We start from the raw sequence: 25,756 nt of genomic DNA, 5'->3' as shown, positions 1-25,756 counted from the left end.
TCACTCCGAGGCAGAAGGTGAGGGGGAGGCCCCGTCCGTCGGGGTCTCCGTCTCGCAGGTGACCGAGAACGGCACCGAGTTGGACGTCGTCTTCACCGGATCGCGGACCTCGACGGCGATCGAGTTCTGGTACGTCCCGCTCTCGGCGTACGTCGACACGATCACCTGGTCCTGCTTGGACTTCCCGCCGCCGGACGCGAAGTCGAGCGTCTTCCAGGTCTGCCCGGAGAGCTCACCGTCCTCAGACACCCAGCGGTAGGACACCGTCGCGGGCAGTCGCCCCACCGTGATCGTCGCGGTGAAGGCGGGCGCGTCCCCGTCCGGTGGCGGACAGCTGCCCGAGTAGTCCGTGTGCGCGCCGGCGACGGTGACCGAGACGGTCTGTGCCGGAGCCTCGGAACTCTCGCTCTCGCTCGGGCTCGGGCTCGGCGACTCGCTGGCCTCCTCGCTCTTCTCCGGCTGCGTCGGAGGCGAACTCACCACATCCGTGGCGCTGTTGGTGACCCCGCCACCGTCGGCGTCGCCGCCGCCGCCGTCGTCGCGGTTCAGCAGCCCGTACGTCAGCCCGGCGACGGCCAGCGCCAGCACCACCACACCGGTCACGAGGACCACACCGGCGCGTCGGCTCCGGGGCGGCTCCGCCGAGCCGGTCGTCGTCGCCGGGGCGGCCGACCAGGACCGGGGCGGGGTCGGGGACGGCGGCTCCTGACGGAACGGCTCGGCCGGGGTCGAGACCGTCGGCGGATACGGCGCGAACGGCGCCGGTGGCGTGGAACGGACCGTGTCGCCGCCGCGAGGGGCACCGCCCGCCGCGACGAGCCGCAGGTCCTGCTCGGCCCGGTCGGCCGGCAGCCGCTCGGCCGGATCCTTGCGCAGCAGGCCCTCGATCACGGGCGCGAGCGGCCCGGCCCGGCGCGGCGGCGGCAGCTCCTCGTCGACGATCGCGCGCAGGGTGCTCAGCGGAGTGTCGTGGCGGAAGGGCGAGTTGCCCTCCACCGCCGCGTACAGCAGCACGCCCAGCGACCACAGGTCCGACTCGGGCCCCGGGGTGCGCCCCAGCGCCCGCTCCGGCGCGAGGAACTCGGGTGAGCCGATGACCTCGCCGGTCATCGTCAGCGCGGAGGTGCCCTCGACGGTCGCGATACCGAAGTCGGTGAGCACGACCCGGCCGTCGTTCGACATCAGCACGTTCGCCGGCTTCACGTCCCGGTGCAGCACTCCGGCCTCGTGCGCGGCCCGCAGCGCGGACAGCACCTCGGCGCCGATGTGCGCGGCCCGGGCCGGTTCGAGCGGCCCCTCGGCGTCCAGCAGCTCGGCGAGGGAGATCCCGCGCACGATCTCCATGACGATCCACGGCCGCCCGTCCTGGGTGGCCACGTCGTACACCGTGACGACGTTCCGGTTCGCGACCCGGGCCGCGGCCCAGGCCTCGCGCTCCAGCCGTGCGTACATCCGCTCGACGTCCGAGGCCGCCAGTCCGTGCGGTGCACGCACCTCCTTGACGGCGACCTCGCGGTGCAGCACCTCGTCACGGGCCCGCCACACCGTGCCCATGCCGCCCTCGCCCAGCGGGGTCAGCAGGCGGTAGCGGCCCGCGATCAGACGTTCACTGCCCGGTTCTTCGGACACCGCGCCCCCATTTCGCTCTTCGTATCCGGGCGAAAACCTCCGCAACCCCACAAACGTAGCTCAGCCGAGTACGGATGCGGCCCCCTTGAGCACCAGTCCGGCGCCGAGGGCGACGACCAGGAACGCGGACCACAGGGGCAGGTTGCGGCGGGCCAGCGTCACGACCGGGTGAGTCGTCCAGCGCGGCTGCCGGTCCAGCAGACGGGTCGCGCCCGCGCCCAGCCTGACGACGGCGAACCCGGCGGCGGTCAGGGTCAGCGCGAGCCCGACGCCGTACGCGACGACGAGCAGCAGCCCGAACCAGGCGTGCCCGAGCGCCGCCGCGCCGACCAGCACGACCACGGCGGACGGACTGGGGACCATGCCGCCGGCGAAGCCGAGGAGGAGCGTGCCGCGGAGCGTGGGGGCGACGGCGTGGGTGTGGGTGTGGCCGCCGTGGGTGTGCGTGTGGGGGCGACCGTGCTCGTGACTGTGGTCGTGGTCGTGGTCGTGGTCGTGGTCGTGGTCGTGCTCGTGGCGGCGGTCGCCGTCGCTGTCGTGGCCGTGCCCGGGGTCGTGATGGGCATGGGTGTGCGGGGTGGGGGCGCCGACGAGGGCGAGTTGACGTGCCGGGGCTTTCGCGGGCTCGTGGGTGTGCGGGGCGTCGCCGTGCGGGTCGCCGCCGTGGGGGTGTGGATGAGGGTGTGGGTGGGTGTGTCCGTGGGGGCTGTCGGGGCCCCGGCCGCGCCAGGCCCGTCGGGCGAGGGTCGCGCCCGCGAAGAGCACCAGCGCGCCGCTGGCCAGGCCCAGCCAGGCGATCACCGAAGGCGCCGCGGCCGAACCGGCGGTGACGAGGAGGCCGAGGGCGACGACGCCCAGGGTGTGTGTGACGGTGACGGAGGCGGCCAGGGGAAGGACGTCCTTCATCCGGGCCCTGCCGCCCCGCGCGGCGGCCGTCGCGGCCATGATGGTCTTGCCGTGCCCCGGGGCGACCGCGTGCATCGCGCCGAGGCCGACGGCGATCACCAGGGCCAAAGCGGCGAAGCCGACGGTGAGGTCCTGCCGGGCGACCAGGTTGTCCAGGGCGCGCGTCCAGCGGTCGGCGCCCCGCGGCAGCACGGACGCGGCCGGTGCGTCCCGGTCCTCCTCGACGAGGGCCGCGCCACCCGGTCGCACCCGCACCGAAGCGGTCGAGGTGTCGGCGGGCGAGGAGAGCAACTCCTTGGGATAGCTGGTGAGTTCCGACGAGACCGACTTCTTCGGCACGTCGGAGTCGGCGAGCGTCATGCGGTCGCCGCGCGCGGTGATCTCGCGCCAGCCGGGCCCGGAGGAGGCGCCCTCGCTGTGGAAGGTGAGGGAGAGGGTGTCCTCGCCGGACACGGCGGGCAGCGCAGCCGTCAGCCTGCACTCCACGCGCAGGGTGTCGAGCCCCGCCTGGCCGGGCCGTACGACCGCCTTGCCGGCGCCCGCCGTGAGGGTGACGGCGCGGCCGTCCACGGTCAGCCTGCTGCCGGCCGCGGCGCTCGCGCAGCGCTGCCGGGCCCACTCGGTCATCCCGAGCCGTTCGATGTCCGGCTTCGCCTGGGTCGCCGGGATCTCGGCGAGGTCCTCGACGTGGTCGACGCGAAGCTGTCCGGGGGCGGCGACGAGACCGTCGTAGCGGTTGACGGTGAAGTTGCCGAGGGGGTGCGCGCTCGCGTTGGCGGAAGGGACCAGCGCGAGCGCGCAGCCGGCCGTGAACACGGCCGCGCAGGAAGCCAGCAGACGACGGGAAATCACTTGCTCGCCTCCAGCGTCTTGAGTGCCGTACGGGCCTCGCGGGCGCCCAGCGGGGAGAAGCCGGGGTTCAGTTTCAGGGCGGCGGCGAGGTGGGTACGGGCGTCGGCGGGGTGTCCTGTGGCCTTCTCGATCACCCCGCGGTGGTAGAGGAAGGACGCGTTGCGGTAGCCGGTGGCCGTGGCCTGCCGGGCGTAGGGGAGTGCCTCGGCGTCCTTGCCGTTGACGTGCAGGGCCCAGGCGAGCGCGTCCGCCGTGTGCACGGTGTGCCGGCGCGACCAGTCGTCGCGGGCCGCACGCAGGGCCGTCGCCCGGTCGCCGTGGTCGGCCGCGGCGAGCGCGGTGTCGAGGTCGGCGTTGACGCCGTTGGCGCGGGCGATGGCCGTCCACGCGTCGACGAGGAGGTACTGGTTCTCGGCCTTCGCCGTGTCGCCCTCGCCGCCCCGGGCCTCGTACAGCTCGCCGAGCTCCACCAGCGGTCCGGGGAGCGGATAGCGGGCGACGATGAGCTCCAGCCCCTTGACGGCCTCGGCCTGCCGGCCGCTCGCCGCCTGGGCGCGGGCACGGCCCTCCAGCGCGGGGAGGTAGTTCTCGTCGGCGGCGAGCGCACGGGCGTAGTGGGTGAGAGCGGTGGCGTAGTCGCCCTGGTTCCAGGCGAGTTGACCGAGCTGGGCGGCCACGTAGGCGATGTCGCCGGGTGAGGTCGACGCGGCGAGCGCCCGCTCCAGGACCCGGCGGGCGGTGGTGACGTCGCCGCGCAGTTCGTGCACGTACGCGTAGCGGGTGAACACCGGTACGCCCGGACGCCGTTCGTCGGCCGTCTTGGCGGCCTCCTCGGCGTCGTCGTAGCGGCCGAGTTCGACGAGGGCGTCGATACGGGAGCACAGGGCGCGCTCGCTGTAGGGGTTCTGCTTCAGTGCCTGGTCGGCCAGGTCCAGGGCGTTCGCGAAGTCGTGCCGGGCGGCGGCGAGGGCGGCCCGGCCGGCGAGCGCCTGGTCGTTGTCGGAGCGCAGCGAGAGGGAGCGCTTCAGGGCCTGCTCGGCCTGCGGGTAGCGGGAGGGGTCGCCCTTGGTGCGGGCCTGCTCGACGTAGGCGAGCCCGAGGGTGGCCCAGCCGCCGAAGTCCCTGGGCTGCGAACGGAGATGAGCCTGCAGCGCGGTGATGCTCGAGTCGAGATCGCCACTGGCGAGCAACCCGGGAGAGACCGCCGCCGCGGTCGACACGGGAACGTTCTGTCCGTCCCGCACCGCCCCGAGCGCGACCGCCCCGGCGGTGAGCGCCACGGCCAGCATGGCGGCACAGGCGCTGAGTTGAGCGGCCCGCCACCGACGCCCGGCGGCCCCCGCCCGCCGCACCGCGGCGACACGCTCATCGCCACCGACGGCGAGCTCGCCACCGTCACCGGTATCGGTAGCGGCCCCGGCTTCCGCCTCGGTGCCGGCCCCCGTCCCGGCCTCCGCCTCCACCCCGGCTTCGGCATGGGCGACGGTGTCGGTGTCGGTGTCGCCGTGGGCGCCGGCCTGGACGTCGGCTTCCGCCGTGTCCCCGGGCTTCGCCTCTGCCGCGGTCTTCGTGGCCGAGGCTTCCTCGGAGGCCGGGCCCGGACCGGGATTCGGCGCCGGTCGGCCGGGGTTCGCGAGCGGTCCGCCGGAGGCCGGTGCGCCGGAGACCGGTGTGCCGGAGGCCGGTACCGGTCGGGCGGAGGCCGGTCGGGTGGGCTCCGGTTCGCCGTCGTTCGTCCGCGGGGACATGCCCTCTCCTAGGTCGCCTGGGTTGTTCAGCCTGCTCGCACAGGGGTGGCGCGGCCCGCGCCGTGGGGGATGAGTACGCGGGCCGCGCCAGTCGGTGAGGCGGGCCGGGGAGCGCAGGATTCTCCCCGGCCCGCTCAGAGGAGGGCCCAGTGGGCCCCGCTCAGGAGGAGGGCCTAGTAGGCCCGCCGCCGCCCTCGCCACCACATCAGCCCGCCGCCGATGAGGAGGATGCCCGCCGCGCCGGCGCCCGCGGAGGACGCGATCAGCGTGGTGTTGCTGTCGGAGCCCGTGAGGGCGTCACCGAGCTGGCTGCGGACGTCGGCGCCGCTCTTGGCGGTCGCGCCGCGCGAGCCCTCGGTGGGCAGGGCCACGTAGGGGAAGTACTTCTCGAAGGACTTGTCGTTCTTGTCGACCGCGTCGCCCAGGTCGTTCTTGGAACCGACCAGCTCACCCTCGACGACCTGGAGCGAGGCGTCGATCACGTCGTCGGTGAGGCGACGGCCGTTCGGGAAGCCCGCGTTGTCACCGTCGAGGACACCGAGCCGCTTGGGGCTGGCGGTCGGCTTGATCGAGGTGTTGAGGCGCAGTTCCTCCGACGGCGTCACGTACGGCGGCTGGTTGAGGCCCTTGACGCCCTTCAGGAACACGTCGACGAGGTCGTTGCGCGGCTCGGCCGGCGCCTTGATCTTGTAGATCGCCTCTATGAGCTTCGGCAGCTCGGGGTTGGTGACGTTCTTCAGGAACTGGCCGTCGTCCTTCGGCTCGGACGCGTTGAACTTGTCCTTGTCCTTGATCGGGTTGACGACCTCGTTGACCAGCGGCATACCGAGCCGCGAGACCTGCGAGTAGCGGCCCTGGGCGTTCTCGCGCTGGGTCGTCGACCAGATGCCGACGATCGGCTGGTGCGCCGACTCGGCGATCATGTCGTTCGGGACCTGAAGCGCGATCGAGTTGACGTTGTAGCCCTTGAGCGTGTCGTTGCCGACCTCGGAGAGGTCACCGCCGTACAGCAGGTCGAAGACGCGCAGGTCGAGGAAGAACGGGTCGTCGGCCTGGCCCGCGAAGGTCTTGGCGCCGCTGGAGAGCTTGTAGATCGCCTGGTCGCGCAGCTTCGAGTAGTGCGGCATCGAGGCCTTGCCCACGTTCGACGGCGCCACCGGCACGTCGTCCGCGATCTTCGTCTCGTGCTCGACCTTCCCCTTCTTCGACTTGATCAGTTCGAGGTCGTACGTCTGCGTGATGTTCAGGTCGGCGTCGTCCAGGCTCTCGACGACACCCGTGTTGTAGAGGAACGTCTTCTTGTTCTTCACGTGCGTCTTGAAGGTGTAGCGGAAGGTCAGATCCTCCTTCGCGTCACCGTTGTTGTCGATGTGCAGGTCGTACTGGGCGTCCTCGGCGAACGGGAAGAAGTTGGGACCGCCGGCCGGCTCCTCGAAGGGGATCCAGTTCGCGACGATCGTCGTCGTGTCCGGGTGGTCCGGGCTGACGAAGGCGTACACGTCGGTGTTGTCGTACTGCGGGGTGCCCGAGATGAGGGGGGCCTCGCGGTGGCTGGAGGCGTAGGCCGCCCCCGGCACCAGCGTGGCCACGCCGGCGGCTGCGAGCCCCCCGGCGGCCAACGCACCGCAGACGAGGGTCGCGACGCTCCTGCGTCCGTTGCCGCTCCTGGAGAAAGCTGTCATGCCGTCCGTCCTCTGTGCCAAGTTGCCTGACGGACAGTGATACGGAGCGGGGGGTGGGTTCGGATTGGTCGAATCCCAAAAACTTTTTCTTTCCTGCTCACCCGCGTTTTCGGCGCTTCGATACGTACCCCCCATCCGGAGGTGTGTTCGTTGCGAATGCCTGGTGTGACGGGGCGGCCCGGGTGTGGCGGCCGCAGGGAGGGGGACCGCATGGAGGCGGACGAGCTACTGGTGCTCGTGGCTGGGGGCGACCAGCGCGCATTCGAACAGCTCTACGGACTGGTGTCGGGGCCGGTGTTCGGGCTCGTACGCCGGGTCGTCAGGGATCCCGCGCAGTCGGAGGAGGTCGCCCAGGAGGTGCTCCTGGAGGCCTGGCGCTCGGCCGGCCGGTTCGACCCGAACCGGGGCAGCGCCCTCTCCTGGATCCTCACCCTCGCGCACCGCCGCGCCGTCGACCGGGTGCGCAGCGCCCGTGCGGCCGTGGACCGTGAGCAGCGCGAGGCGTCGCGCTATCACGACCCCGCCTTCGACCAGGTGGCCGAGGAGGTCGAGGCCGGTCTGGAACGCCAGTTGGTCCGCCGCTGCCTCGACCGGCTGACGGCGCTCCAGCGTCAGTCCGTCACCCTCGCCTACTACGACGGCTACACGTACCGTGAAGTGGCCGACCGGCTGTCGCTGCCGCTGGGCACGGTGAAGACCCGGATGCGTGACGGACTCACGCGGCTGCGCGACTGCCTGGGAGGTGCCGCATGAGTGTGCTCGGCCTGTTCCGCCGCGAGGACCTGCACTCGCTGGCCGCCCCCTACGCGCTCGACGCACTCGAACCCGACGAACGCCGCCGTTTCGAGAAGCATCTGACGGGCTGCGACCGCTGCTCCGCCGAGGTGCGGGCGCTGGCAGAGGACGCCGTCCGGCTCGCCTGGTCCCAGGCCGCGCAGCCGCCGGCCCACCTGCGGAGCCGGGTGCTGGCGGCCGTGCAGAGAACGCCGCAGGAGTCCTCCCGCGCGCAGGGCAGGGAGTACGCCCCCCAACTGCCCCCGCACGTCTGGGGCACGCAGTCGCCGCCGGGACGCTCCCGTGCGCCCCGCGCGCGCCGTCCGTTGTTCGTGCCGTTCGCCACGGCCACCGCCGCGGCGGCCCTCGTCGTCGCCTCGCTCTTCGCCGTGCAGGCGGGCCGTGCCCAGGACGAACTGAACGCCGAGCGCGACCGGGCGCGTGAGATCGCCCACGTTCTCGCAGCTCCCGACGCGCGGGCGAGCACCGGGAAGGACGCGCAGGGCCGCAGTATCGGAGTGATCGCCTCCGCCGGGGAGGGCGAGGCGATCGTCACCCTGAGCGGATACGGCGAGCTGCCCACCGGACAGGTGCATCAGCTGTGGCTCATGCGCCCCGACGCGCAACCGCGCTCCCTCGGGCTCTTCGACGGCGACACGCCCCTGGTAGCCACCGGTCTCGACAAGGTCGCGACGTCACTCGCTGTGACCGTCGAGCCCGACGGGGGATCACCACAGCCCACTACACAGCCAGTTGTCCAACTCACCCTGAAATCGGTTGGATTCGGAGAGTGATCGGAGAGGCGTCGTCAACCCCCTTACGGGGAAGGTGAATCCTGTGAGCTCGATACACGTGTGCCTCGACGGGGCGATAGGGTTACCCTGCCCGGGCCGGGTGGACTCGTACGGGTGGGGAGTGACATGGAACAGATAACGATGCACAGCAGGGCGCGGGTCCCTGCGATCACCTGCGGGAGCAGTGCGACCAGTTCGCGCCTCGACCGCCATCTCTCAGTGCTGGCGGGCCCCGCCATACCGCAGCGCGAGACGCTCGAGGCGACCTCGCTCATGCGGGAGCTGACCGCGCGTGAACCCGCGCGTGGCCACGGCCCCAAGACGGCGCGGGCACGGGTGAGCCGCGTCTCGCTCTTCGCGCCGCTGCGCCGACTGCGGCGTTCGCTGTTCGGAGGCAACAAGCACTGACCGGCCGGCGCGTTCTCACGTACTGAGTCCCGCGCTCAGGCGGCCACACCGTCCCGGCGCAGCGCTGCGATCTCCTCGTCCGTCATCCCCACGGCACGCAGCAGCGCTTCGGTGTGTTCCCCGAGCGCGGGCACGTCTCCCATCCGTGCCTCCGCCCCGCCCGGCAGCGTGATCGGGGGCAGCAGTGCCCGCAGCGGTCCGACCGGCGTCCCCACCTCCCGCCACCGCTCACGGGCCGCCAGCTGCGGATGCTCCGCCAGCTCGTGCAGGTCCCTCAGGCGTGCGCACGCGATGCCCGCGCCCTCCAGCCGTGCGAGCGCCTCGTCGGCGCCCAGGGCGCCCAGCGCTTCGGCCACCAGCGCGTCCGTGCGTTCCCGGTTCGCCACCCTTGCCGCGTTCGTCGCGTACGCCGGATCCGCCCCCGCGTCGGGTAGGCCGAGGACCTGTTCGGCCAGCCGTCGCCACTCCCGGTCGTTCTGCACGGACAGCAGCACCCGTCCGCCGTCGGCGGTGGGGTAGGCGTCGTAGGGCGCGATCACCGCGTGCGCGAGGCCGGTGCGGGCCGGGGCGGCGCCGCCGTGCATCGTGTGGTGCAGCGGATGCCCCATCCACTCCGCGAGCGCCTCCAGCATCGACACCTCCACCGCCCCGCCCCGCCCGGTCGTGCCCCGCCGCACCAGCGCCGCCAGCACGCCCGAGAAGGCGTACATGGCCGCGGCGATGTCCGCCGCCGGGATCCCCGCCTTCACCGGCTGCTCGGGCGTCCCGGTCACCGACACCAGCCCCGCCTCGCACTGCACGAGCATGTCGTACGCCCGCTTGTCCGCGTACGGCCCGCTCGGCCCGTACCCGGAGATGTCGACGGCGACCAGCCGCGGATGCGCCGCGCACAGGGTGGCCGCGTCCAGACCCAGCCGGGCCGCCGCCCCCTGGGCGAGGTTCTGCACGAACACGTCCGCGTCGGCGATCAGCCGCCGTACGACGTCCAGGCCGCGTGGGTCCTTGAGGTCCAGCGCGATGGACTCCTTGCCGCGGTTGCACCACACGAAGTGCGAGGCGAGGCCGCCGGCGGCCGTGTCGTAGCCACGGGCGAAGTCACCGCCGTCGATCCGCTCGACCTTGATCACCCGGGCGCCGAGGTCGGCGAGCTGGCGGGTGGCGAACGGAGCCGCGACCGCCTGCTCGACGGCGACGACGGTGAGGCCCTCCAGGGGCGGCGGCAGCGGCGGGGGGCTCTGGTCCATGAGGTGGATGCTAGATCAGCGCGAACTGGCCCTCCGGGCCCTCCTCGTGGTGGTCGAGGACCGTCGCCGGGTGCCGGAGCTGGTCCGGGACCGGCAGGACGCCCGCCGCGCGCAGCTCCTTCGCGGTGATCGTGTCCGGCACCGTCAACTCCTCCTGCCGGTCGCGCGCTTCCGCGAACAGCGCCAACACCGTGATCAGTTCGAGGAGTTCGGAGGTCCAGGCCTGCGGCCAGGTCGTCGGACGGATCGCGGCCAGGGTGCCCGGCCCGGGCTCCGCCGTCCGGGCCGCGAACCACTGCTCCAGGACGCGGACCCCGCCCGCCGTGAAATCCCAGGCCGCGGGCGGGACCGGGGAGACACGGCCGCCGTCGAGGTGCAGGGTCTCCTCGTCGCGGTCGTAGTGCAGCGTCAGGGGCCGGCTGGGCAGCGGGGCGCGGACGTAGGGGCGGCGGCCGCCGGGGAGCCGCGGGCGGTCGCCGTCGCGGCGGAGCAGCCACAGGGCGCGGCGGCCCAGTTCCACACCCCGGGCCCAGAGCCCGGGGTCCCGGGTGAGCGGGACGGTGAGATCGGGGCGGACGGCGGTCAGGGTCCAGGCCAGGAAGTCCACCGGATCGGGGGAGTGGCCGAGGTGCTCCAGCAGGCCCGGCGCCAGGTTGGGTTCCAAGCCGCCGGGGCGCCGGTACAGCGGGCGGATCCGGCCGGTGCGCGCCAGCGGGATCAGGGCGGTCGCGAGCAGCGGCGGGCCCGGCGGGGACGGTGTCTCCACCACGAACACCTGGTGCTCGTCCGCCACCCGCCACAGCTCCGGGCGGGCCGCGTCGATCAGCCGGTGGTCGGGGATGAGCCAGTGCTCGTCGAAGGGCCCGGTCAGTACCCGTACCGGCTCGGGGCAGGGGCCCGAGGCGCGGGCGAGTCTCTCGGTGCCGCCGGGGTGCCCGGGCAGCTGCCCGACCGCCGTGTGCAGGGTGCGTGAGCGGGTCGGCTCGAACAGGGCCTCGCGGCCCGGGCCCTCGGTCTTCACCAGGGCGTCCCAGCGGGCTTTCAGGGAAGCCGGGTCGGGGTCCGTCGGCCACCCCCGGCCGAGCCGCGGCGGTGCGACGGACCACGGCATGAGGTCCGCCAGCGGCGGAGCGTCGTCGGGCGTCACGCTGGGCATCGTACGACGGGTCGCCCGTGGCGGGTCACGTCGCGTCGAGGGTGACCGTGAAGGAGAAACGGTCGCCCCGGTAGTGGATGACGGCCACGTCGAGCACCCGTCCGCCGGTGTCGTAGATGACGCCCGTGTAGTGCAGGATCGGGCTGAGCAGCGGGACCCGGAGCAGCTTGGCGGTCTCCGGGTCCGCCAGCCGGGCCTCGACCGTGTCCGTGATCCGGCTGATGTCCACGCCCGTGAGGTCCCGCAGCACCTTCGTCATGGGGCGGCGGACCAGGTCCTCGGGGTCGATCCGGGCGGCGATCTCGGGACGGACGTAGTTGCGGGCGTGGTTGGTCGGCTCACCCGTGTTCTCGTCGCTCCTCAGCCGGTGGTAGGTCGCCACCTCGGTCAGGTCCGGGAAGTGCTCGGCGACTTCGGCGGGGACGGACGTACGGCCGTGGTCGAGGAGTTCCGTCGTCATGGCGGACTGCTGGGCCACGATCGCGTCGACCGAGCCGAGGAGCCGGACCGGAGCGCCCCGCCGGGCGCTCGGCTCGATGAACGTGCCCCGCCGGCGGTGCCGGCTGATCAGCCCCTCGTCCTCCAGCTCCTTCAGCGCCTGTCGCATGGTCAGCACGCTCACCCCGTAGTGACCCGCCAACTGCTCCTCGGTGGGCAGTCGGAGCGGGTCCTGCGGCGAGCGGCCGAGTATCGAGGCGCGCAGCGACTGCGACACCTGGTACCAGAGCGGCAGCTTTCGGGTGAGGACGATCGAGTCCGGGGCGAAGGAGGTCACGGGCTATCCGTACCGGTCGGCAACGTTCAGTGCAATGTTCCGTCGGACGGACGGAAGTGGCGTTCGAGGCCCTGCCAGACGTCGTCGTAGCGCTGCTGGAGGTGGTCCGCCCGGGACGCGTGCGGGGTGAGGGCGATCGGCCAGCGGGTCTCGAACATGAACGCCAACCCGTCGTCGATCTTCTGCGGCCCCAGCTCGGCGGCGCTCGCCCGGTCGAAGGTCTCCCGGTCCGGGCCGTGCGCCGACATCATGTTGTGCAGCGAACCGCCGCCCGGCACGAAGCCGCCCTTTCCGGCCGTCTTGGCGTCGTACGCGCCCTCGATCAGGCCCATGTACTCGCTCATCACGTTCCGGTGGAAGTACGGCGGCCGGAAGGTGTCCTCGCCGACCAGCCAGCGCGGGGCGAAGACCACGAAGTCGACGCCGGCCAGACCGGGGGTGTCGGACGGGGCGGTCAGCACCGTGAAGATCGACGGGTCCGGGTGGTCGTAGGAGATGGTCCCGATGACGTTGAAGCGGCGCAGGTCGTAGACGTACGGCACGTGGTTGCCGTGCCAGGCGACCACGTCGAGCGGGGAGTGGTCGTACGTCGCGCTCCAGAGGTGGCCGCAGTACTTGTTGACGACCTCCACCGGGCCCTCGACGTCCTCGTAGGCGGCGACGGGCGCGCGGAAGTCACGGGGGTTGGCGAGGCCGTTGGCGCCGATCGGGCCGAGGTCGGGGAGGCGGAAGGGGGCGCCGTAGTTCTCGCAGACGTAGCCGCGGGCGGAGGCGTCCAGCAGGTCGACGCGGAAGCGGACCCCACGCGGGATCAGCGCCACCTCGCCGGGCTCGGCGTGCAGCTGCCCGAACTCCGTGCGCAGCAGCAGTCCGCCCTGCTCGGGGACGATCAGCAGCTCGCCGTCGGCGTCGCCGAACACGCGTTCCATGGAGGCGTTCGCGTGGTACAGGTGCACGGCCATGCCGGTGCGCTGGGTGACGTCGCCGTTGCCGCCGAGGGTCCACAGGCCGGCGAGGAGGTCCGTGCCGGCCGGCGGCTCGGGCAGCGGGTCCCAGCGCAGCCGGTTCGGATCGGGGACGGTCTGCGTGAAGGGGCCGGTGCGCAGCGCGCCGTCGTCGGCGCGGGTGAACGCCGGGTGCGCGGCCGACGGGCGGATCCGGTAGAGCCACGAGCGGCGGTTGTGGGCGCGCGGCTCGGTGAACGCCGTACCGCTGAGCTGTTCCGCGTACAGGCCGAGGGGCGCCCGCTGCGGCGAGTTCCGGCCGTCGGGCAGGGCCCCCGGCACGGCCTCGGAGGCGTGCTCGTTGCCGAACCCGGAGAGATAGGTCAGGCCCTCGGCCGTCTTGCGTGCGTCCCCGCTGCTCATGATCGCTCCCTCCGGCGCCCCGCGGGTGCGCCTGCTGATTCCTATGCATCACCGTAGGATTGCGATTTCCCCGGCGCAAGAGGTGCGCCGGTCCTCCTCCTGAAGGACGATCAAGACGGCCGGAACCAGACTCCAGGGGGATCCGCGTGTCGGTCCGTTGTTCTACGCTCCCCCGCATGTCGTGGACGCGCGGAAGCCTCGCCGTGCCCGCGGTCTGTGTCCTGCTGCTGACCGGATCCGCGGGCTGCGGCACCAGTGACGCCCATGAGCGGGGGGACGCGTCGACCGCGGCGTCGGTCTCCCCCTCGCCGGTGGGCAAGGTCCTGAAGGACACGGACGACGAAGGGCGGCACTACCGCGAGGTGGGGAAGAAGGGGGCACCCGAGGTCGGTGTCGAGGTGGAGCCCGAGGCCGACGGCAGCTGGGACGTCCGCCTGAAGGTGGAGAACTTCCGGTTCACGTCCACCGCTGCGAAGGCGGGGGTGGCCCACGGCCGCGGCGCCGCCCGGCTCTACGTGGACGACCAGCCGGTCGCCGACCTGCGCACCCCGTCCTACCGCATCCCGGCCGGCTACCTGCCGCACGGCACCCACCAGGTCACCGCCCGGCTGTGCGCGGACGACGGCACGGTGTGGGCGGTGGACGGCAAGCCGGTGGAGAGCACGGCGTACATCACGGCGTCGGAGCCCTCGCCCTGAGCGCCGTCCCCCGGCGAGCCCCCGTTGAGTGCATCAGGCATCTTTCTCCGTACCGAGGGGTGAGGTTCACCCCGCCGCGACGGAAAGGCATCATGAGCTCCGTGCCCCAAGCGACATCGCTCCGTCGTGCGCCCGTGCAGCGGCGCAGCGCCGAACGGCTGACCAGAATCCTCGACGCCTGCGCCGACCTGCTGGACGAGGTCGGCTACGACGGCCTGAGCACCCGGGCCGTCGCCGAGCGCGCCGGCGTCCCCATCGGCTCCGTCTACCGCTTCTTCGGCAACAAGCGGCAGATGGCCGACGCGCTGGCGCAGCGCAACCTCGAGCGCTACTCCGAGCGCGTCACCGAGCGGCTGAAGGGCGCGCGCCGGGGCGACTGGCGGGCCGCCATGGACGCCGTGCTCGACGAGTACCTGGCCATGAAGCAGACCGCGCCGGGGTTCTCCCTCGTCGACTTCGGCAACCAGATCCCGGTCGGCGCCCGGCACGCGGAACCCAACCACCGGGTCGCCGACCGCCTCACCGACCTGCTCTCCGACTATCTCGTCCGCGAGCCCGACGACGATCTGCGCCGCACCTTCCTGATCGCCGTGGAGACCGCGGACACCCTCGTCCAGCTGGCCTTCCGGGTGGATCCGGAGGGTGACCCGAAGGTGATCGACGAGGCGCGGGAGCTGCTGCGGGCGTATCTGGCGCGGACCCTGGACTGACGGTCGCGGTCGCCCCCTCCCCATCGGCCATACCGCTCGGTATGCTCACCGGGAGATGGCAATGCCGCCCCCAGGAGGACCCGTGTCCCGCACCGCCCTGCGAATCTGCCCGTTGTGCGAGGCCACCTGCGGGCTGACGCTCACCATCGAGGGGACGGAGGTCACCGGCGCCCGCGGCGACCGGGAGGACGTCTTCAGCAAGGGTTTCATCTGCCCCAAGGGCGCCTCCTTCGGCGCCGTCGACGGTGACCCCGACCGGCTGCGGACGCCCCTGGTGCGCCGGGACGGCGAGCTGCGCGAGGCCACCTGGGAGGAGGCCTTCGACGCCGTGGCCGCCGGGATCCGGCCGGTCGTCGAGCGGTACGGGGCGAACTCCGTCGGAGTCGTCCTCGGCAATCCCAACGTGCACACCATGGCCGGCGCGCTCTACCCGACCGTCCTGATCGCCGGCCTCGGCACCCGCAGCCTCTTCACCGCCTCCACGGTCGACCAGATGCCCAAGCACGTCTCCAGCGGCCTGCTGTACGGCGACGCCAACGCGATCCCCGTGCCGGACCTGGACCACACCGACCATCTCCTGCTCATCGGCGCCAACCCGCTGGAGTCCAACGGGAGTCTGTGCACCGCCGCCGACTTCCCCGGCAAGCTCAAGGCGCTCAAGGCCCGCGGCGGCACCCTCACCGTCATCGACCCGCGCCGCACCCGCACCGCGAAGCTCGCCGACCGCCACATCCCGATCCGGCCGGGCACGGACGCGCTGCTCCTCGCCGCCATGGCCCAGGTGCTCTTCGAGGAACTCCTGGTGGATCCCGGCGAGTCGGCCCCGCACCTCGAGGGCCTCGAGGAACTCGCGGAAGCCGTACGGGACTTCACCCCCGAAGCGGTGAGCGCCGCCTGTGACGTGGACGCCTCGCTCATCCGCACCCTGGCCCGCGAACTCGCCGCCGCCCCCACCGCCGCCGTCTACGGCCGCATCGGCAGCTGCACGGTCCCCTACGGCACCCTCGCCAGCTGGCTCGTCGACATCCTCAACATCCTCACCGGCAACCTGGACCGGCCCGGCGGCGCCCTCTTCCCGCAGGCCGCCACCGATCGCACGCCCCGGCCGGCCGGTCCCGGCCACGGCTTCCGGCTCGCGCGCTGGCACTCCCGGGTGAGCCGGCACCCGGAGGCCAAGGGCGAGCTGCCGCTGTCGGCGCTCGCCGAGGAGATCGACACCGCGACGGCGGAGGGCGAGCCGATCCGCGCGCTCGTCGCCGTGGCCGCCAACCCTGTCCTGTCCGCCCCGGACGGGGACCGGCTCGACAAGGCGCTCGCCTCCCTCGACTTCATGGTCAGCGTGGACCCCTACCTGAACGAGACCTCCCGCCACGCCGACGTGGTGCTGCCCCCGCCGCCGCCCTCGCAGAGCCCGCACCACGACTTCGCCTTCAACACCCTCGCCGTGCGCAACCAGGTCCGCTACAGCCGCCCGGCCGTCCCGCTCGAGCCCGGCCGGATGGCCGAGACCGAGATCCTCGCCCGGCTGACCCTGGCCGCCACCGGCATGCACGGCGCCGATCCGTCCGCCGTGGACGACCTGGTCATCGGCCAGACCCTCGGCAAGGCGGTGAAGGAGCCGCACTCGCCCGTGCACGGCCGCGACCCGCACGAGCTCGCGGCCGAGCTCACCGGCGAGACCGGCCCCGAGCGACGGCTCGACATGATGCTGCGTCTCGGCCCCTACGGCGACGGCTTCGGCGCCCGCCCGGACGGACTCGGCCTCGCCCGGCTGCTCGCCCACCCGCACGGCATCGACCTCGGGCCGCTGCGCCCCCGTCTGCCCCAGCCGCTGAAGACGCGCAGCGGGCGGATCGAACTGCTGCCGCAGCCGATCGTCGACGATCTCCCGCGGCTGCGGGAGGGACTGAAGCGACGGCCGGACGAGCTCGTCCTGGTCGGCCGGCGCCATCTGCGGTCCAACAACAGCTGGATGCACAACGTCCCCGCGCTCACCGGCGGCACCAACCGCTGCACCCTGCACATCCACCCCGAGGACGCCGAACGGCTCGGCGTGCGGGACGGCGCCCCGGTACGGGTGAAGGGCGCCGGGGGAGAGGTGACCGCACCGGCCGAGGTCACCGACGGCGTGCGCCGGGGCGTGGTCAGCCTGCCGCACGGCTGGGGCCACGACCGCCCCGGCACCCGCCTCAGTCATGCCTCCACGGACCCCGGCGTCAACGTCAACCAGCTCCTCGACGGCAGCCTGCTGGACCCGCTGTCGGGCAACGCCGTTCTCAACGGAGTACCGGTCGAACTTGCCCCCATCACGGCCCGCTGAGCTGAGCAAAGCTGTGACCTGGAGTTTTGCGCTTATTGCTCGCACGTCAACGTCTTGTTAACACCGTTTGAACGGACCTAACGTCAACCCACCGCCGACCCCCAGGTGGGATGTTCAAGGGCGAACGTTAGGTATCCACTCATGTTGACCATCCTCGGCTTCGCCATGATCGCGACCTTCCTGGTCCTGATCATGCTGAAGAAGATGTCGCCGATCGCGGCGCTCGTGTTGATCCCGGCACTGTTCTGCGTCTTCGTCGGGAAGGGCGCCAAGCTCGGTGACTACGTCATCGACGGCGTCACCAGCCTCGCCCCCACGGCGGCGATGCTCATGTTCGCGATCGTCTACTTCGGTGTGATGATCGACGTCGGCCTCTTCGACCCGATCGTTCGGGGCATCCTGAAGTTCTGCAAGGCCGACCCGCTCCGCATCGTCGTCGGTACGGCGCTGCTCGCCGCGATCGTCTCCCTGGACGGCGACGGCTCCACCACGTTCATGATCACCGTCTCGGCGATGTACCCGCTGTACAAGCGCCTGAAGATGAGCCTGGTCGTGATGACCGGTGTCGCGGCGATGGCCAACGGCGTGATGAACACGCTGCCCTGGGGCGGCCCGACCGCCCGTGCCGCCACCGCGCTGAAGCTCGACGCCAGCGACATCTTCGTGCCGATGATCCCGGCCCTGGCCGTGGGTCTGCTCTTCGTCATCGCCCTCTCCTACGTCCTCGGCCGCCGTGAGCGCGCCCGGCTCGGCACGCTGACGCTGGACGAGGTGCTGGTCGAGGAGAAGGAGACCGAGACGGTCCTGGTGGGCGCCGGCGGCTCCGGCGACGGCAAGAACCCCGTCCGCAAGGGCGGTTCCGGCTCCGGCTCCGACGCGGCCGCCGCTGCCGCGCAGGACGACGAGGACGACGAGGACGACGACTTCCAGGGCCTCGACCCGCACCGGGCCACCCTGCGCCCCAAGCTGTACTGGTTCAACGCGCTGCTCACGGTCACGCTGCTCACCTCCATGATCATGGAGTGGCTGCCGATCCCGGTGCTGTTCCTGCTCGGCGCCGCGCTCGCCCTCAGCGTCAACTTCCCGCACATCCCGGACCAGAAGGCCCGCCTCGCCGCCCACGCCGACAACGTCCTGAACGTCTCCGGCATGGTCTTCGCCGCCGCCGTCTTCACCGGCGTCCTCCAGGGCACCGGCATGGTCGACCACATGGCCACGTGGATGGTGGACGTCATCCCCGCGGGCATGGGTCCGCACATGGCCCTCGTCACCGGCGTCCTGAGCCTCCCGCTCACCTACTTCATGTCGAACGACGGCTTCTACTTCGGCGTCCTGCCGGTCCTCGCCGAGGCCGGTGCGGCGCACGGCGTCTCGCCGCTGGAGATGGCCCGCGCCTCGCTCGTCGGCCAGCCCCTGCACATGTCGAGCCCGCTCGTCCCGGCGGTCTACGTCCTCGTCGGCATGGCGAAGGTCGAGTTCGGCGACCACACGAGGTTCGTGGTCAAGTGGGCCGCCCTGACCTGCCTGGCGATCCTCGGTGCGGGCATCCTGTTCGGGATCATCTGAGCCGGTCATCTGAGCCGACCATGGAGGAACTTGTGAGGCCCGGCGGGAACCGCGGCTGGCTGCTCCGTCTCGTCATCGCCTTCGGCTTCGCGCAGGGGGCGGTGTCGATGGCGCGGCCCGCCGTCTCCTACCGGGCCCTCGCGCTGGGCGCGGACGAGCGGGCGATCGGCGTCATCGCGGGTGTGTACGCGCTGCTGCCGCTCTTCGCCGCCGTACCGCTGGGCCGCCGCACCGACCACGGCCGCTGCGCGCCGCTGCTGCCCGTCGGAGTGGTCCTCATATCCGGCGGCTGTGTGCTGAGCGGGGTCGCCGGCTCCCTCTGGACGATGGCGCTGTGGAGCGGGGTGATGGGCCTCGGCCACCTCTGCTTCGTCATCGGCTCGCAGTCGCTCGTCGCCCGCCAGTCCGCGCCGCACGAACAGGACCGCAACTTCGGCCACTTCACCATCGGCGCCTCCATCGGCCAGCTGGTCGGCCCGATCGCGGCCGGAGCGCTGATCGGCGGTGGCGACATGGCGGACAGCAGCGCACTCGCCCTGCTGGTCGCGGGCGCCGGCTGCGCGGTCGCGTTCACCTCGCTGTGGCGCGTCGAACACCGCGACACCACACCCAAGTCCCGTACGGAGCAGGGCGAACGCGTCCCCGTCGGCCGCATCCTGCATGCCCGGGGCGTCCCCGCCGGCATCCTCGTCAGCCTGTCCGTGCTGTCCGCGACCGACATCCTCACCGCCTATCTGCCGGTGGTCGGCGAGCACCGGGGCATCGCGCCGTCCGTCATCGGCGTCCTGCTCAGCGTCCGCGCGGCGGCCTCCATCGCCTGCCGGCTCGTCCTCACCCCCCTGTTGCGGCTGCTCGGCCGGACCCTGCTGCTCACCGTGACCTGTCTGCTGGCGGCCCTGCTGTGCGCCGGGATCGCGCTGCCGGTGCCGGTCTGGGGGCTGGGCGTGATCCTCGCGTTGCTCGGCTTCTGCCTCGGCGTCGGGCAGCCGCTGTCCATGACGACCGTCGTCCAGGCGGCGCCCGACGGCGCCCGTTCCACCGCGCTCGCGCTGCGCCTCACCGGCAACCGGCTGGGCCAGGTCGCCGCGCCCGCCGCCGCGGGACTGGTGGCCGGGGTCGCGGGGGTGGCTGCGCCGTTCGTGATGCTGGGGGTGCTGTTGCTGGTGTCGTCGGGGGTGGCGGTGCGGTCGCGCGGGGACGCGCAGGGGGAGGCGGCCGTGCCCCGGCGGCGCCGGTCCGGCTCGGGGTTGCGCCGGTCGAGCGATGTCTGACGGCGCGTCGGGCGGCGCTCCCACAGTCGTGGACGCCGATGTGAAAGAGAGTCAGGTGCAAGAGCGATTTGTATGAAAATCGTCCTGACTCGGAGGAATGCGCATGTCCAGCTCGACGCTCCCGTCCGCCCTCGGCTCCCGCCTCGGCGTCACGGCTCTCACGGTGCTCGCCGCGGCGGGGTTCACCTGCCTCTCGGCACCGTCCGCCGTGGCCGTGGGGGAGGCCGGTGACATCAGGATCCACCGTGAGCAGGTCCCTCCGGGCGTCTCGAAGGACGACCCGGTGGCCTGCCGTTTCTACCTCGACGCCGCCAACTTCGGCGAGCTGTCGTCCGTCGGGTACACCATCAAGGCGCGGCCCCCGGCCCCCGACACCGCCACCGTCACCGGCACCATCACCCTGACCCAGGGCTCCGGGCACACCGACACCCTGGGGCTGGCCGAGGGGTCGTACACGCTCGAGTGGACCATCCCCGGAGACGTGCCGGTCCCCTCGCCCAGGGTGAAGGTCTTCAAGATCAACTGCCCTGAGGGCCAGCGCGAGGGGAACGGCAGCCCGAACCGCCCGATCACGGACGACGGCCGCGAAGCCGGCGGTCCTGACGGCCAGGCCGGTGGCGGCCAGAACGGTGGCGGCCAGAACAGCGCCACGCAGAACAGCGCCGCGCAGAACGGCGCCGCGCAGAACGGCGCCGCGCAGAACGGCGCCGCGCAGAACGGTACTTCGCAGGGCGCCGGCGGGAGGGAAGGCGGAACGCAGGGCGGCTCCGCCTGGAGCGGTGAGAAGGGCGGCCCGGAGGGCGGCGTGCACGCGGGCGGCGGCGGTCTCGCCGACACCGCGCAGGCCTTCACCCCGCTGGCCGGAGCCGCGGCCGTCGGACTGGTGGCCGTCGGTGGAGTCGCCTACTTCCGCCTGATCCGCCGGCGCACCCATGGTGCCGCGTAGGCGCGTACGCAGGCCCTGGCACCGGACCCGCGCCTACCGCCTCACCAGGACGGCCGTGTTCGCGGTCGTCCTGGTGACGGTCGGAGTCCGGTGCGGGGGGCACGACGGCCCGGCCGCGGCGGCCCGGGCCGGGGAGGTGGCGTCCGGTGGGGCGCAGGCCGCCCCGGCCCTCGGGGGCGACGCCGAAGAGGGCCGGACGGCGGGGGGGAAGGCGTCGAAGAGCCCGGGACCCCCACCCCGCCCGCTGCCCCGGTCCCCGGCGACCACCCTGCGCGTGCCCTCCCTGGGCATCGACGCGCCGATCGTCCCGCTCCGGCTCGGCCCGGACCGGCACCTCGGGACACCCCCGCTCGACCGGCCGAAGCTGGTCGGCTGGTATGCGGGTGGCCCCACGCCGGGGGAGCGGGGGACCGCCATCGCCGTGGGCCACCGTGACACCAAGACCGGCCCGGCGGTTTTCGCGGGCCTCGCGCGCGTGGCCCGGGGCGCCCGGATCGAGGCCCGGCGCGCCGACGGCCGCACGGCCGTCTACACCGTGGACCGGGTGCGCGTCTTCGACAAGGCCACCTTCCCCGACAAGGAGGTGTACGGCCCGACCCGCCGCCCCGAGCTGCGCATCCTCACCTGCGGGGGCCTCTTCCGGCACGCGACCGGATACACCAGCAACGTCGTCGTCTTCGCCCATCTGACGGCGACCCGCTGACCCGCGGCCGTGGCCGCGCCGGTGTCCGGGCCGCGGGGCCGACGCAGGCTGAACCGGACAGTCCGGTTTCTCACCAGTCGGACGGGGGCGTCCGATCCGGGCCTGTCTCTTCCCCCGGGTGCGTACAGTCCGTTAACTTCCGTGACTCACAAGCCCCGTTCGACCCGCACGGGGCAGGTCGGACAGCGGAGCACCGGCCGGGCCGGCCCGGCACACGAGTCCCCGGGGACACTTCTCATGACACGCGCCATCTCGTTGCACGACGTCAGCAAGGTCCACACCCGAGGCGTCCGGGTCGTGGACCGGCTGTCCCTGGACATCGCGCCCGGCGAGTTCCTGGTCCTGCTCGGCCCCTCCGGCTGCGGAAAGTCCACCGTGCTCCGCATGATCGCCGGCCTGGAGCACATCACCGAGGGCGAGTTACGGCTCGACGGCGAGTACGCCAACGACCTGGCGCCCTCGGAGCGGGACATCGCGATGGTCTTCCAGAACTTCGCGCTCTACCCGAACATGACCGGCCGCGACAACATCGGCTTCCCGCTGCGCATCGAGGCCCCCGGCGCCGACCCGGGCCCCCGTGTGGACGCCACCGCCCGGATGCTCGGCATCGAGGACCTGCTCGACCGCTTCCCCGGCCAGCTCTCCGGCGGTGAACGCCAGCGCGTCGCCATGGGCCGGGCCATCGCCCGGCACCCCTCCGCCTTCCTGATGGACGAGCCGCTGTCCAACCTCGACGCCAAGCTCCGCAACCATCTGCGGGCCGAGATATCCAAGCTGACCCGGCATCTGGGCGTCACCACGGTCTACGTCACGCACGACCAGTCCGAGGCCATGTCGCTCGGTGACCGGGTCGCCGTACTGCGCGGCGGAGTGCTCCAGCAGGTGGGCACCCCGCGGTCCGTCTACGCCCTGCCGCGCAACATCTTCGTCGCCGCGTTCATCGGCACCCCGCGCATCAACCTCCTGCGCGGTCTGGTCCGCGCCCCGCTCGACGGAGCCATGACGATCAACCTCGGCAAGCAGGCGCTGCGGCTGCCCGAGCCCCACTCCCTGGACCACAAGCTGCTGCGCGTGCAGCAGGGGCGGGAGGTGATCGTCGGACTGCGCTCGGAGGCCGTCCGTATCGCCACGCCCGCCGACGCCCGGCCCGGCGAGACGCACATCACCGGTCTGGTGGAGCACGTGGAGTTCCAGGGGCACGAGGTGCTCGTCCACTTCAACACCGGCTCCCGGCTCGCGGTCGTGCCGGAGCTGGAGGCGCCCCGTCCCGGCCGGCGGCCGCCCCGGCGGCGGCGCCGCGAGGGCGGGGTCCTGGACCGGCTGCGGAAGGGCGCGGGCGGCCTGCGGACCGGTGCGGTCGACGTACTGGACGAGCCGTCGGCGCAGGAGGCGCTCGCGTCCCCGGAGGCCCGCCCCCTCGGCGACCTCGTCGTGCGCACCACTCCCGACTTCGACCTCCGCCACGGGATGCAGGTCCCGCTCCTCGTCGACATCGCCCATCTCTTCGTCTTCGACCAGCACGGCGAGCGCATCAGCCCGGCTCCGGCCCGGCTGCCGGACCTCGACGAGTGAGAGGGCGTCCCGCGGTGTCCGCGGTCCGGCGCCCCGCGTGTTCCGAGTCCTTCACCCGTCGTCCCCTGGTGCCAGAAAACTAACAGCGCTAGTTTAGGGCGCGGACGACGACGCCCGCCCGAAGGGAACGCGATGAAGGCACATGACGGCATCTATCTCGACGGCGCATGGCGCCCGGCCGCGGGCCGGGATGTGATCGAGGTCGTCGACCCGGTGGGAGAGCAGGTGATCGCCCGGGTCCCGGCGGGTGACGCCGTGGACGTCGACGCCGCCGTACGGGCGGCCCGCGCCGCCCTGCCGGGCTGGGCCGCGACCCCGCCCGCCGAGCGCGCGGCCCGGCTGGCCGCGCTCCGGGACGTCCTGGCGGCCCGCAAGGACGAGATCGCCGAGACGGTCACCGCCGAACTCGGCTCGCCCCTGGCCTTCTCCCAGGCCGTCCACGCGGCGGTGCCGATCGCGGTCGCGGGCTCCTACGCCGAGCTGGCCGCGACCCACCCCTTCGAGGAGAAGGTCGGCAACTCGACCGTGTTCCAGGAGCCGATCGGCGTGGTCGGCGCCATCACCCCCTGGAACTACCCGCTGCACCAGATCGTCGCCAAGGTCGCCCCGGCCCTCGCCGCGGGCTGCACGGTGGTCCTGAAGCCCGCCGAGGACACCCCGCTGACCGCCCAGCTCTTCGCGGAGGCGGTCCACGAGGCGGGCGTCCCGGCCGGCGTCCTCAACCTCGTCACCGGCCTCGGCCCGGTCGCCGGCCAGGCCCTGGTCGAGCATCCCGGCGTCGACCTGGTGTCCTTCACCGGCTCCACGGCCGTGGGCAGGCGGATCGCGGCGACGGCGGGCGCGGCCGTGAAGAAGGTGGCCCTGGAACTCGGCGGCAAGTCCGCCAACGTCATCCTGCCGAGCGCCGACCTCGCCCGGGCGGTCAACGTCGGTGTCGCCAACGTGATGTCCAACTCCGGCCAGACGTGCAGCGCCTGGACCCGGATGCTCGTCCACCGCGACCGGTACGACGAGGCGGTCGAGCTCGCCGCGGCGGCGGCCGCCAAGTACGCCGACCGCATCGGCCCCGTCGTCAACGCCGCACAGCGGGACCGGGTGCGGGGGTACATCGAGAAGGGCGTCGCCGAGGGTGCGCGGCTGGTCGCGGGCGGCCCAGAGTCCCCGCGCGAGCAGGGCTACTTCGTCCGCCCCACGGTCTTCGCCGACGTCACCCCCGGCATGGCCATCGCCCAGGAGGAGATCTTCGGCCCCGTCCTGTCCGTCCTGCGCTACGAGGACGAGGAGGACGCCCTGCGGATCGCCAACGGCACGGTATACGGGCTCGCGGGTGCCGTCTGGGCCGGTGACGAGGCGGAGGCGGTGGCCTTCGCCCGCCGGATGGAGACCGGCCAGGTCGACATCAACGGCGGCCGCTTCAACCCGCTCGCGCCGTTCGGCGGCTACAAGCAGTCGGGTGTGGGCCGCGAGCTCGGCGCCCACGGTCTCGCCGAGTACCTCCAGACCAAGTCCCTCCAGTTCTAAGGGAGTCAACCGAACATGGCTGTCCGCGCCGCCGTACTCCCCGCCATCGGCGCTCCCTTGGAGATCAGGGAGATCGTCCTTCCGGACCCCGGCCCCGGCCGGGTCCGCGTCCGGCTCGCCGCCGCCGGGGTCTGTCACTCCGACCTGTCCCTGTCCGACGGCACCATGCGGCTGCCGCTCCCCGCGGTCCTGGGCCACGAGGGCGCGGGCACGGTCGTCGCCGTCGGCGAAGGGGTCGAACACCTGGCGCCCGGCGCCGGTGTCATCCTCAACTGGGCTCCTTCCTGCGGAAGTTGCCACCCGTGCACGCTCGGCGAGGTGTGGCTGTGCGTGAACGCCCTCAACGGGGCCGCGAAGGTGTACGCCCGCACGACGGACGGCACGGACCTCCACCCCGGGCTGAACGTCGCCGCCTTCGCCGAGGAGACCGTCGTCCCGGCCTCCTGCGTGCTGCCCCTGCCGGACGGCATCCCGCTCACCGACGCGGCCCTCCTCGGCTGCGCCGTCCTCACCGGCTACGGCGCGATCCACCACTCCGCGCGGGTCCGCCCCGGCGAGACGGTCGCCGTCTTCGGCGTCGGCGGGGTCGGCCTCGCCACCCTCCAGGCGGCCCGGATCGCCGGCGCCTCGACGATCGTCGCCGTCGACGTCTCCCCGGAGAAGGAGGACCTGGCCCGGGGGGCGGGCGCCACGGAGTACGTGGTCGCCTCCGAGCAGACCGCCCGCGAGATCCGCGCCCTCACCGGCAAGCAGGGGGTCGACGTGGCCGTCGAGTGCGTGGGCCGCGCGGTCACCATCCGGACGGCCTGGGAGTCGACCCGGCGCGGCGGCCGTACCACGGTCGTCGGCATCGGCGGCAAGGACCAGCAGGTGACCTTCAACGCCCTGGAGATCTTCCACTGGGGCCGCACCCTCGCCGGCTGCGTCTACGGCAACTGCGACCCGGCGAAGGACCTCCCGGTCCTCGCCGACCACGTCCGGGCGGGCCGTCTCGACCTGAGCGCCCTGGTGACGGAGCGCATCGCTCTGGAGGACATCCCGGGGGCCTTCGACGACATGCTGGCGGGCAAGGGAGGGCGGGCGCTGGTGATGTTCTGACGGTGGCCTCGCTCCG

20 protein-coding genes and 1 pseudogene are annotated in these 25,756 nt (G+C 72.7%); 12 read left to right on the top strand and 9 right to left on the bottom strand.

Features of this window, described 5'->3' with window-relative positions:
- The 4 genes from OG736_RS10575 to OG736_RS10560 all read right to left on the bottom strand — a co-directional run bounded on the left by OG736_RS10575 (position 1) and on the right by OG736_RS10560 (position 6,817).
- Positions 1–1,629, bottom strand: a complete 1,629-nt coding sequence (locus OG736_RS10575; RefSeq protein WP_327182204.1) for a serine/threonine-protein kinase — start codon at positions 1,627–1,629, stop codon at positions 1–3.
- Between the two features lie 60 nt (positions 1,630–1,689).
- Entirely contained in the window at positions 1,690–3,387 is a 1,698-nt protein-coding gene (locus tag OG736_RS10570; RefSeq protein WP_327182203.1) for a nickel transporter, read from the bottom strand.
- Positions 3,384–5,135, bottom strand: coding sequence for a tetratricopeptide repeat protein (locus OG736_RS10565; RefSeq protein WP_327182202.1), 1,752 nt, complete (start codon positions 5,133–5,135; stop codon positions 3,384–3,386). Before OG736_RS10565 ends, OG736_RS10570 begins: the two co-directional genes overlap by 4 nt.
- 173 nt (positions 5,136–5,308) lie before the next feature.
- Positions 5,309–6,817, bottom strand: a complete 1,509-nt coding sequence (locus OG736_RS10560; protein WP_327182201.1) for a DUF4331 domain-containing protein — start codon at positions 6,815–6,817, stop codon at positions 5,309–5,311.
- 210 nt (positions 6,818–7,027) lie between these two features.
- Here OG736_RS10560 and OG736_RS10555 point away from each other — a divergent pair, with 210 nt between their 5' ends.
- The 3 genes from OG736_RS10555 to OG736_RS10545 all read left to right on the top strand — a co-directional run bounded on the left by OG736_RS10555 (position 7,028) and on the right by OG736_RS10545 (position 8,793).
- On the top strand, positions 7,028–7,570 hold the full coding sequence (locus tag OG736_RS10555; RefSeq protein ID WP_054239311.1) for a sigma-70 family RNA polymerase sigma factor: 543 nt from the start codon (positions 7,028–7,030) through the stop codon (positions 7,568–7,570).
- The gene (locus OG736_RS10550; RefSeq protein WP_327182200.1) at positions 7,567–8,385 is read left to right on the top strand and encodes an anti-sigma factor; all 819 of its coding nucleotides are present in this window, start codon (positions 7,567–7,569) and stop codon (positions 8,383–8,385) included. Before OG736_RS10555 ends, OG736_RS10550 begins: the two co-directional genes overlap by 4 nt.
- Positions 8,386–8,511: 126 nt before the next feature.
- On the top strand, positions 8,512–8,793 hold the full coding sequence (locus OG736_RS10545; protein ID WP_078615612.1) for a hypothetical protein: 282 nt from the start codon (positions 8,512–8,514) through the stop codon (positions 8,791–8,793).
- Positions 8,794–8,828: 35 nt separating this feature from the next.
- Here OG736_RS10545 and OG736_RS10540 read toward each other — a convergent pair whose 3' ends face one another.
- Genes OG736_RS10540 through hmgA form a run of 4 tightly spaced genes read right to left on the bottom strand, consistent with a single transcriptional unit; the run spans position 8,829 to position 13,335 of the window.
- Positions 8,829–10,037: a CaiB/BaiF CoA transferase family protein gene (locus tag OG736_RS10540; RefSeq protein WP_327182199.1), complete on the bottom strand. Its 1,209-nt coding sequence runs from the start codon at positions 10,035–10,037 to the stop codon at positions 8,829–8,831.
- Positions 10,038–10,047: 10 nt separating this feature from the next.
- Positions 10,048–11,193, bottom strand: a complete 1,146-nt coding sequence (locus tag OG736_RS10535; protein WP_327182198.1) for a type ISP restriction/modification enzyme — start codon at positions 11,191–11,193, stop codon at positions 10,048–10,050.
- 25 nt (positions 11,194–11,218) lie between these two features.
- Positions 11,219–11,968, bottom strand: coding sequence for a GntR family transcriptional regulator (locus tag OG736_RS10530; protein ID WP_327182197.1), 750 nt, complete (start codon positions 11,966–11,968; stop codon positions 11,219–11,221).
- A gap of 26 nt (positions 11,969–11,994) precedes the next feature.
- Positions 11,995–13,335, bottom strand: a complete 1,341-nt coding sequence (gene hmgA, locus OG736_RS10525) for a homogentisate 1,2-dioxygenase (RefSeq protein ID WP_327182196.1) — start codon at positions 13,333–13,335, stop codon at positions 11,995–11,997.
- Positions 13,336–13,511: 176 nt separating this feature from the next.
- On the opposite strand from hmgA, the gene OG736_RS10520 reads away from it, so the two are divergent.
- From OG736_RS10520 to OG736_RS10500, 5 genes are all read left to right on the top strand, one after another.
- Positions 13,512–14,033: a hypothetical protein gene (locus OG736_RS10520; RefSeq protein ID WP_327182195.1), complete on the top strand. Its 522-nt coding sequence runs from the start codon at positions 13,512–13,514 to the stop codon at positions 14,031–14,033.
- Positions 14,034–14,125: 92 nt separating this feature from the next.
- Positions 14,126–14,743 (top strand): TetR/AcrR family transcriptional regulator, encoded by a 618-nt coding sequence (locus OG736_RS10515; RefSeq protein ID WP_327182194.1) that lies wholly within the window; start codon positions 14,126–14,128, stop codon positions 14,741–14,743.
- Positions 14,744–14,825: 82 nt separating this feature from the next.
- Positions 14,826–17,063, top strand: a complete 2,238-nt coding sequence (locus OG736_RS10510; RefSeq protein ID WP_327182193.1) for a molybdopterin oxidoreductase family protein — start codon at positions 14,826–14,828, stop codon at positions 17,061–17,063.
- 141 nt (positions 17,064–17,204) lie between these two features.
- Positions 17,205–18,629, top strand: a complete 1,425-nt coding sequence (locus OG736_RS10505; RefSeq protein ID WP_327182192.1) for a CitMHS family transporter — start codon at positions 17,205–17,207, stop codon at positions 18,627–18,629.
- A gap of 32 nt (positions 18,630–18,661) precedes the next feature.
- Positions 18,662–19,900 carry an MFS transporter gene (locus OG736_RS10500; protein WP_327187576.1) on the top strand — a complete coding sequence of 413 codons (1,239 nt, stop codon included), beginning with the start codon at positions 18,662–18,664 and terminating at the stop codon, positions 19,898–19,900.
- A 679-nt stretch (positions 19,901–20,579) separates the two neighbouring features.
- Here the strand turns inward: OG736_RS10500 and OG736_RS47265 are convergent.
- A pseudogene (locus OG736_RS47265) lies at positions 20,580–20,834 on the bottom strand (hypothetical protein); the annotation flags it as partial.
- Between OG736_RS47265 and OG736_RS10490 the strand changes: the two are divergent.
- From OG736_RS10490 to OG736_RS10475, 4 genes are all read left to right on the top strand, one after another.
- Entirely contained in the window at positions 20,833–21,549 is a 717-nt protein-coding gene (locus tag OG736_RS10490; protein ID WP_327182191.1) for a class F sortase, read from the top strand. The pseudogene OG736_RS47265 and the gene OG736_RS10490 overlap by 2 nt on opposite strands.
- A gap of 237 nt (positions 21,550–21,786) precedes the next feature.
- The gene (locus OG736_RS10485; protein WP_327182190.1) at positions 21,787–23,121 is read left to right on the top strand and encodes an ABC transporter ATP-binding protein; all 1,335 of its coding nucleotides are present in this window, start codon (positions 21,787–21,789) and stop codon (positions 23,119–23,121) included.
- Between the two features lie 132 nt (positions 23,122–23,253).
- Positions 23,254–24,642 (top strand): aldehyde dehydrogenase family protein, encoded by a 1,389-nt coding sequence (locus OG736_RS10480; protein WP_327182189.1) that lies wholly within the window; start codon positions 23,254–23,256, stop codon positions 24,640–24,642.
- A gap of 15 nt (positions 24,643–24,657) precedes the next feature.
- Positions 24,658–25,740: a Zn-dependent alcohol dehydrogenase gene (locus tag OG736_RS10475; protein WP_327182188.1), complete on the top strand. Its 1,083-nt coding sequence runs from the start codon at positions 24,658–24,660 to the stop codon at positions 25,738–25,740.
- Positions 25,741–25,756: the final 16 nt, after the last annotated feature.

Origin of the sequence: Streptomyces sp. NBC_01334 (assembly GCF_035983595.1) — a bacterium.
Taxonomy (GTDB): Bacteria; Actinomycetota; Actinomycetes; order Streptomycetales; family Streptomycetaceae; genus Streptomyces; species Streptomyces coriariae.
Note: the sequence above shows the minus strand (reverse complement) of the source record. Positions and strands in the feature narration are given on the sequence as shown.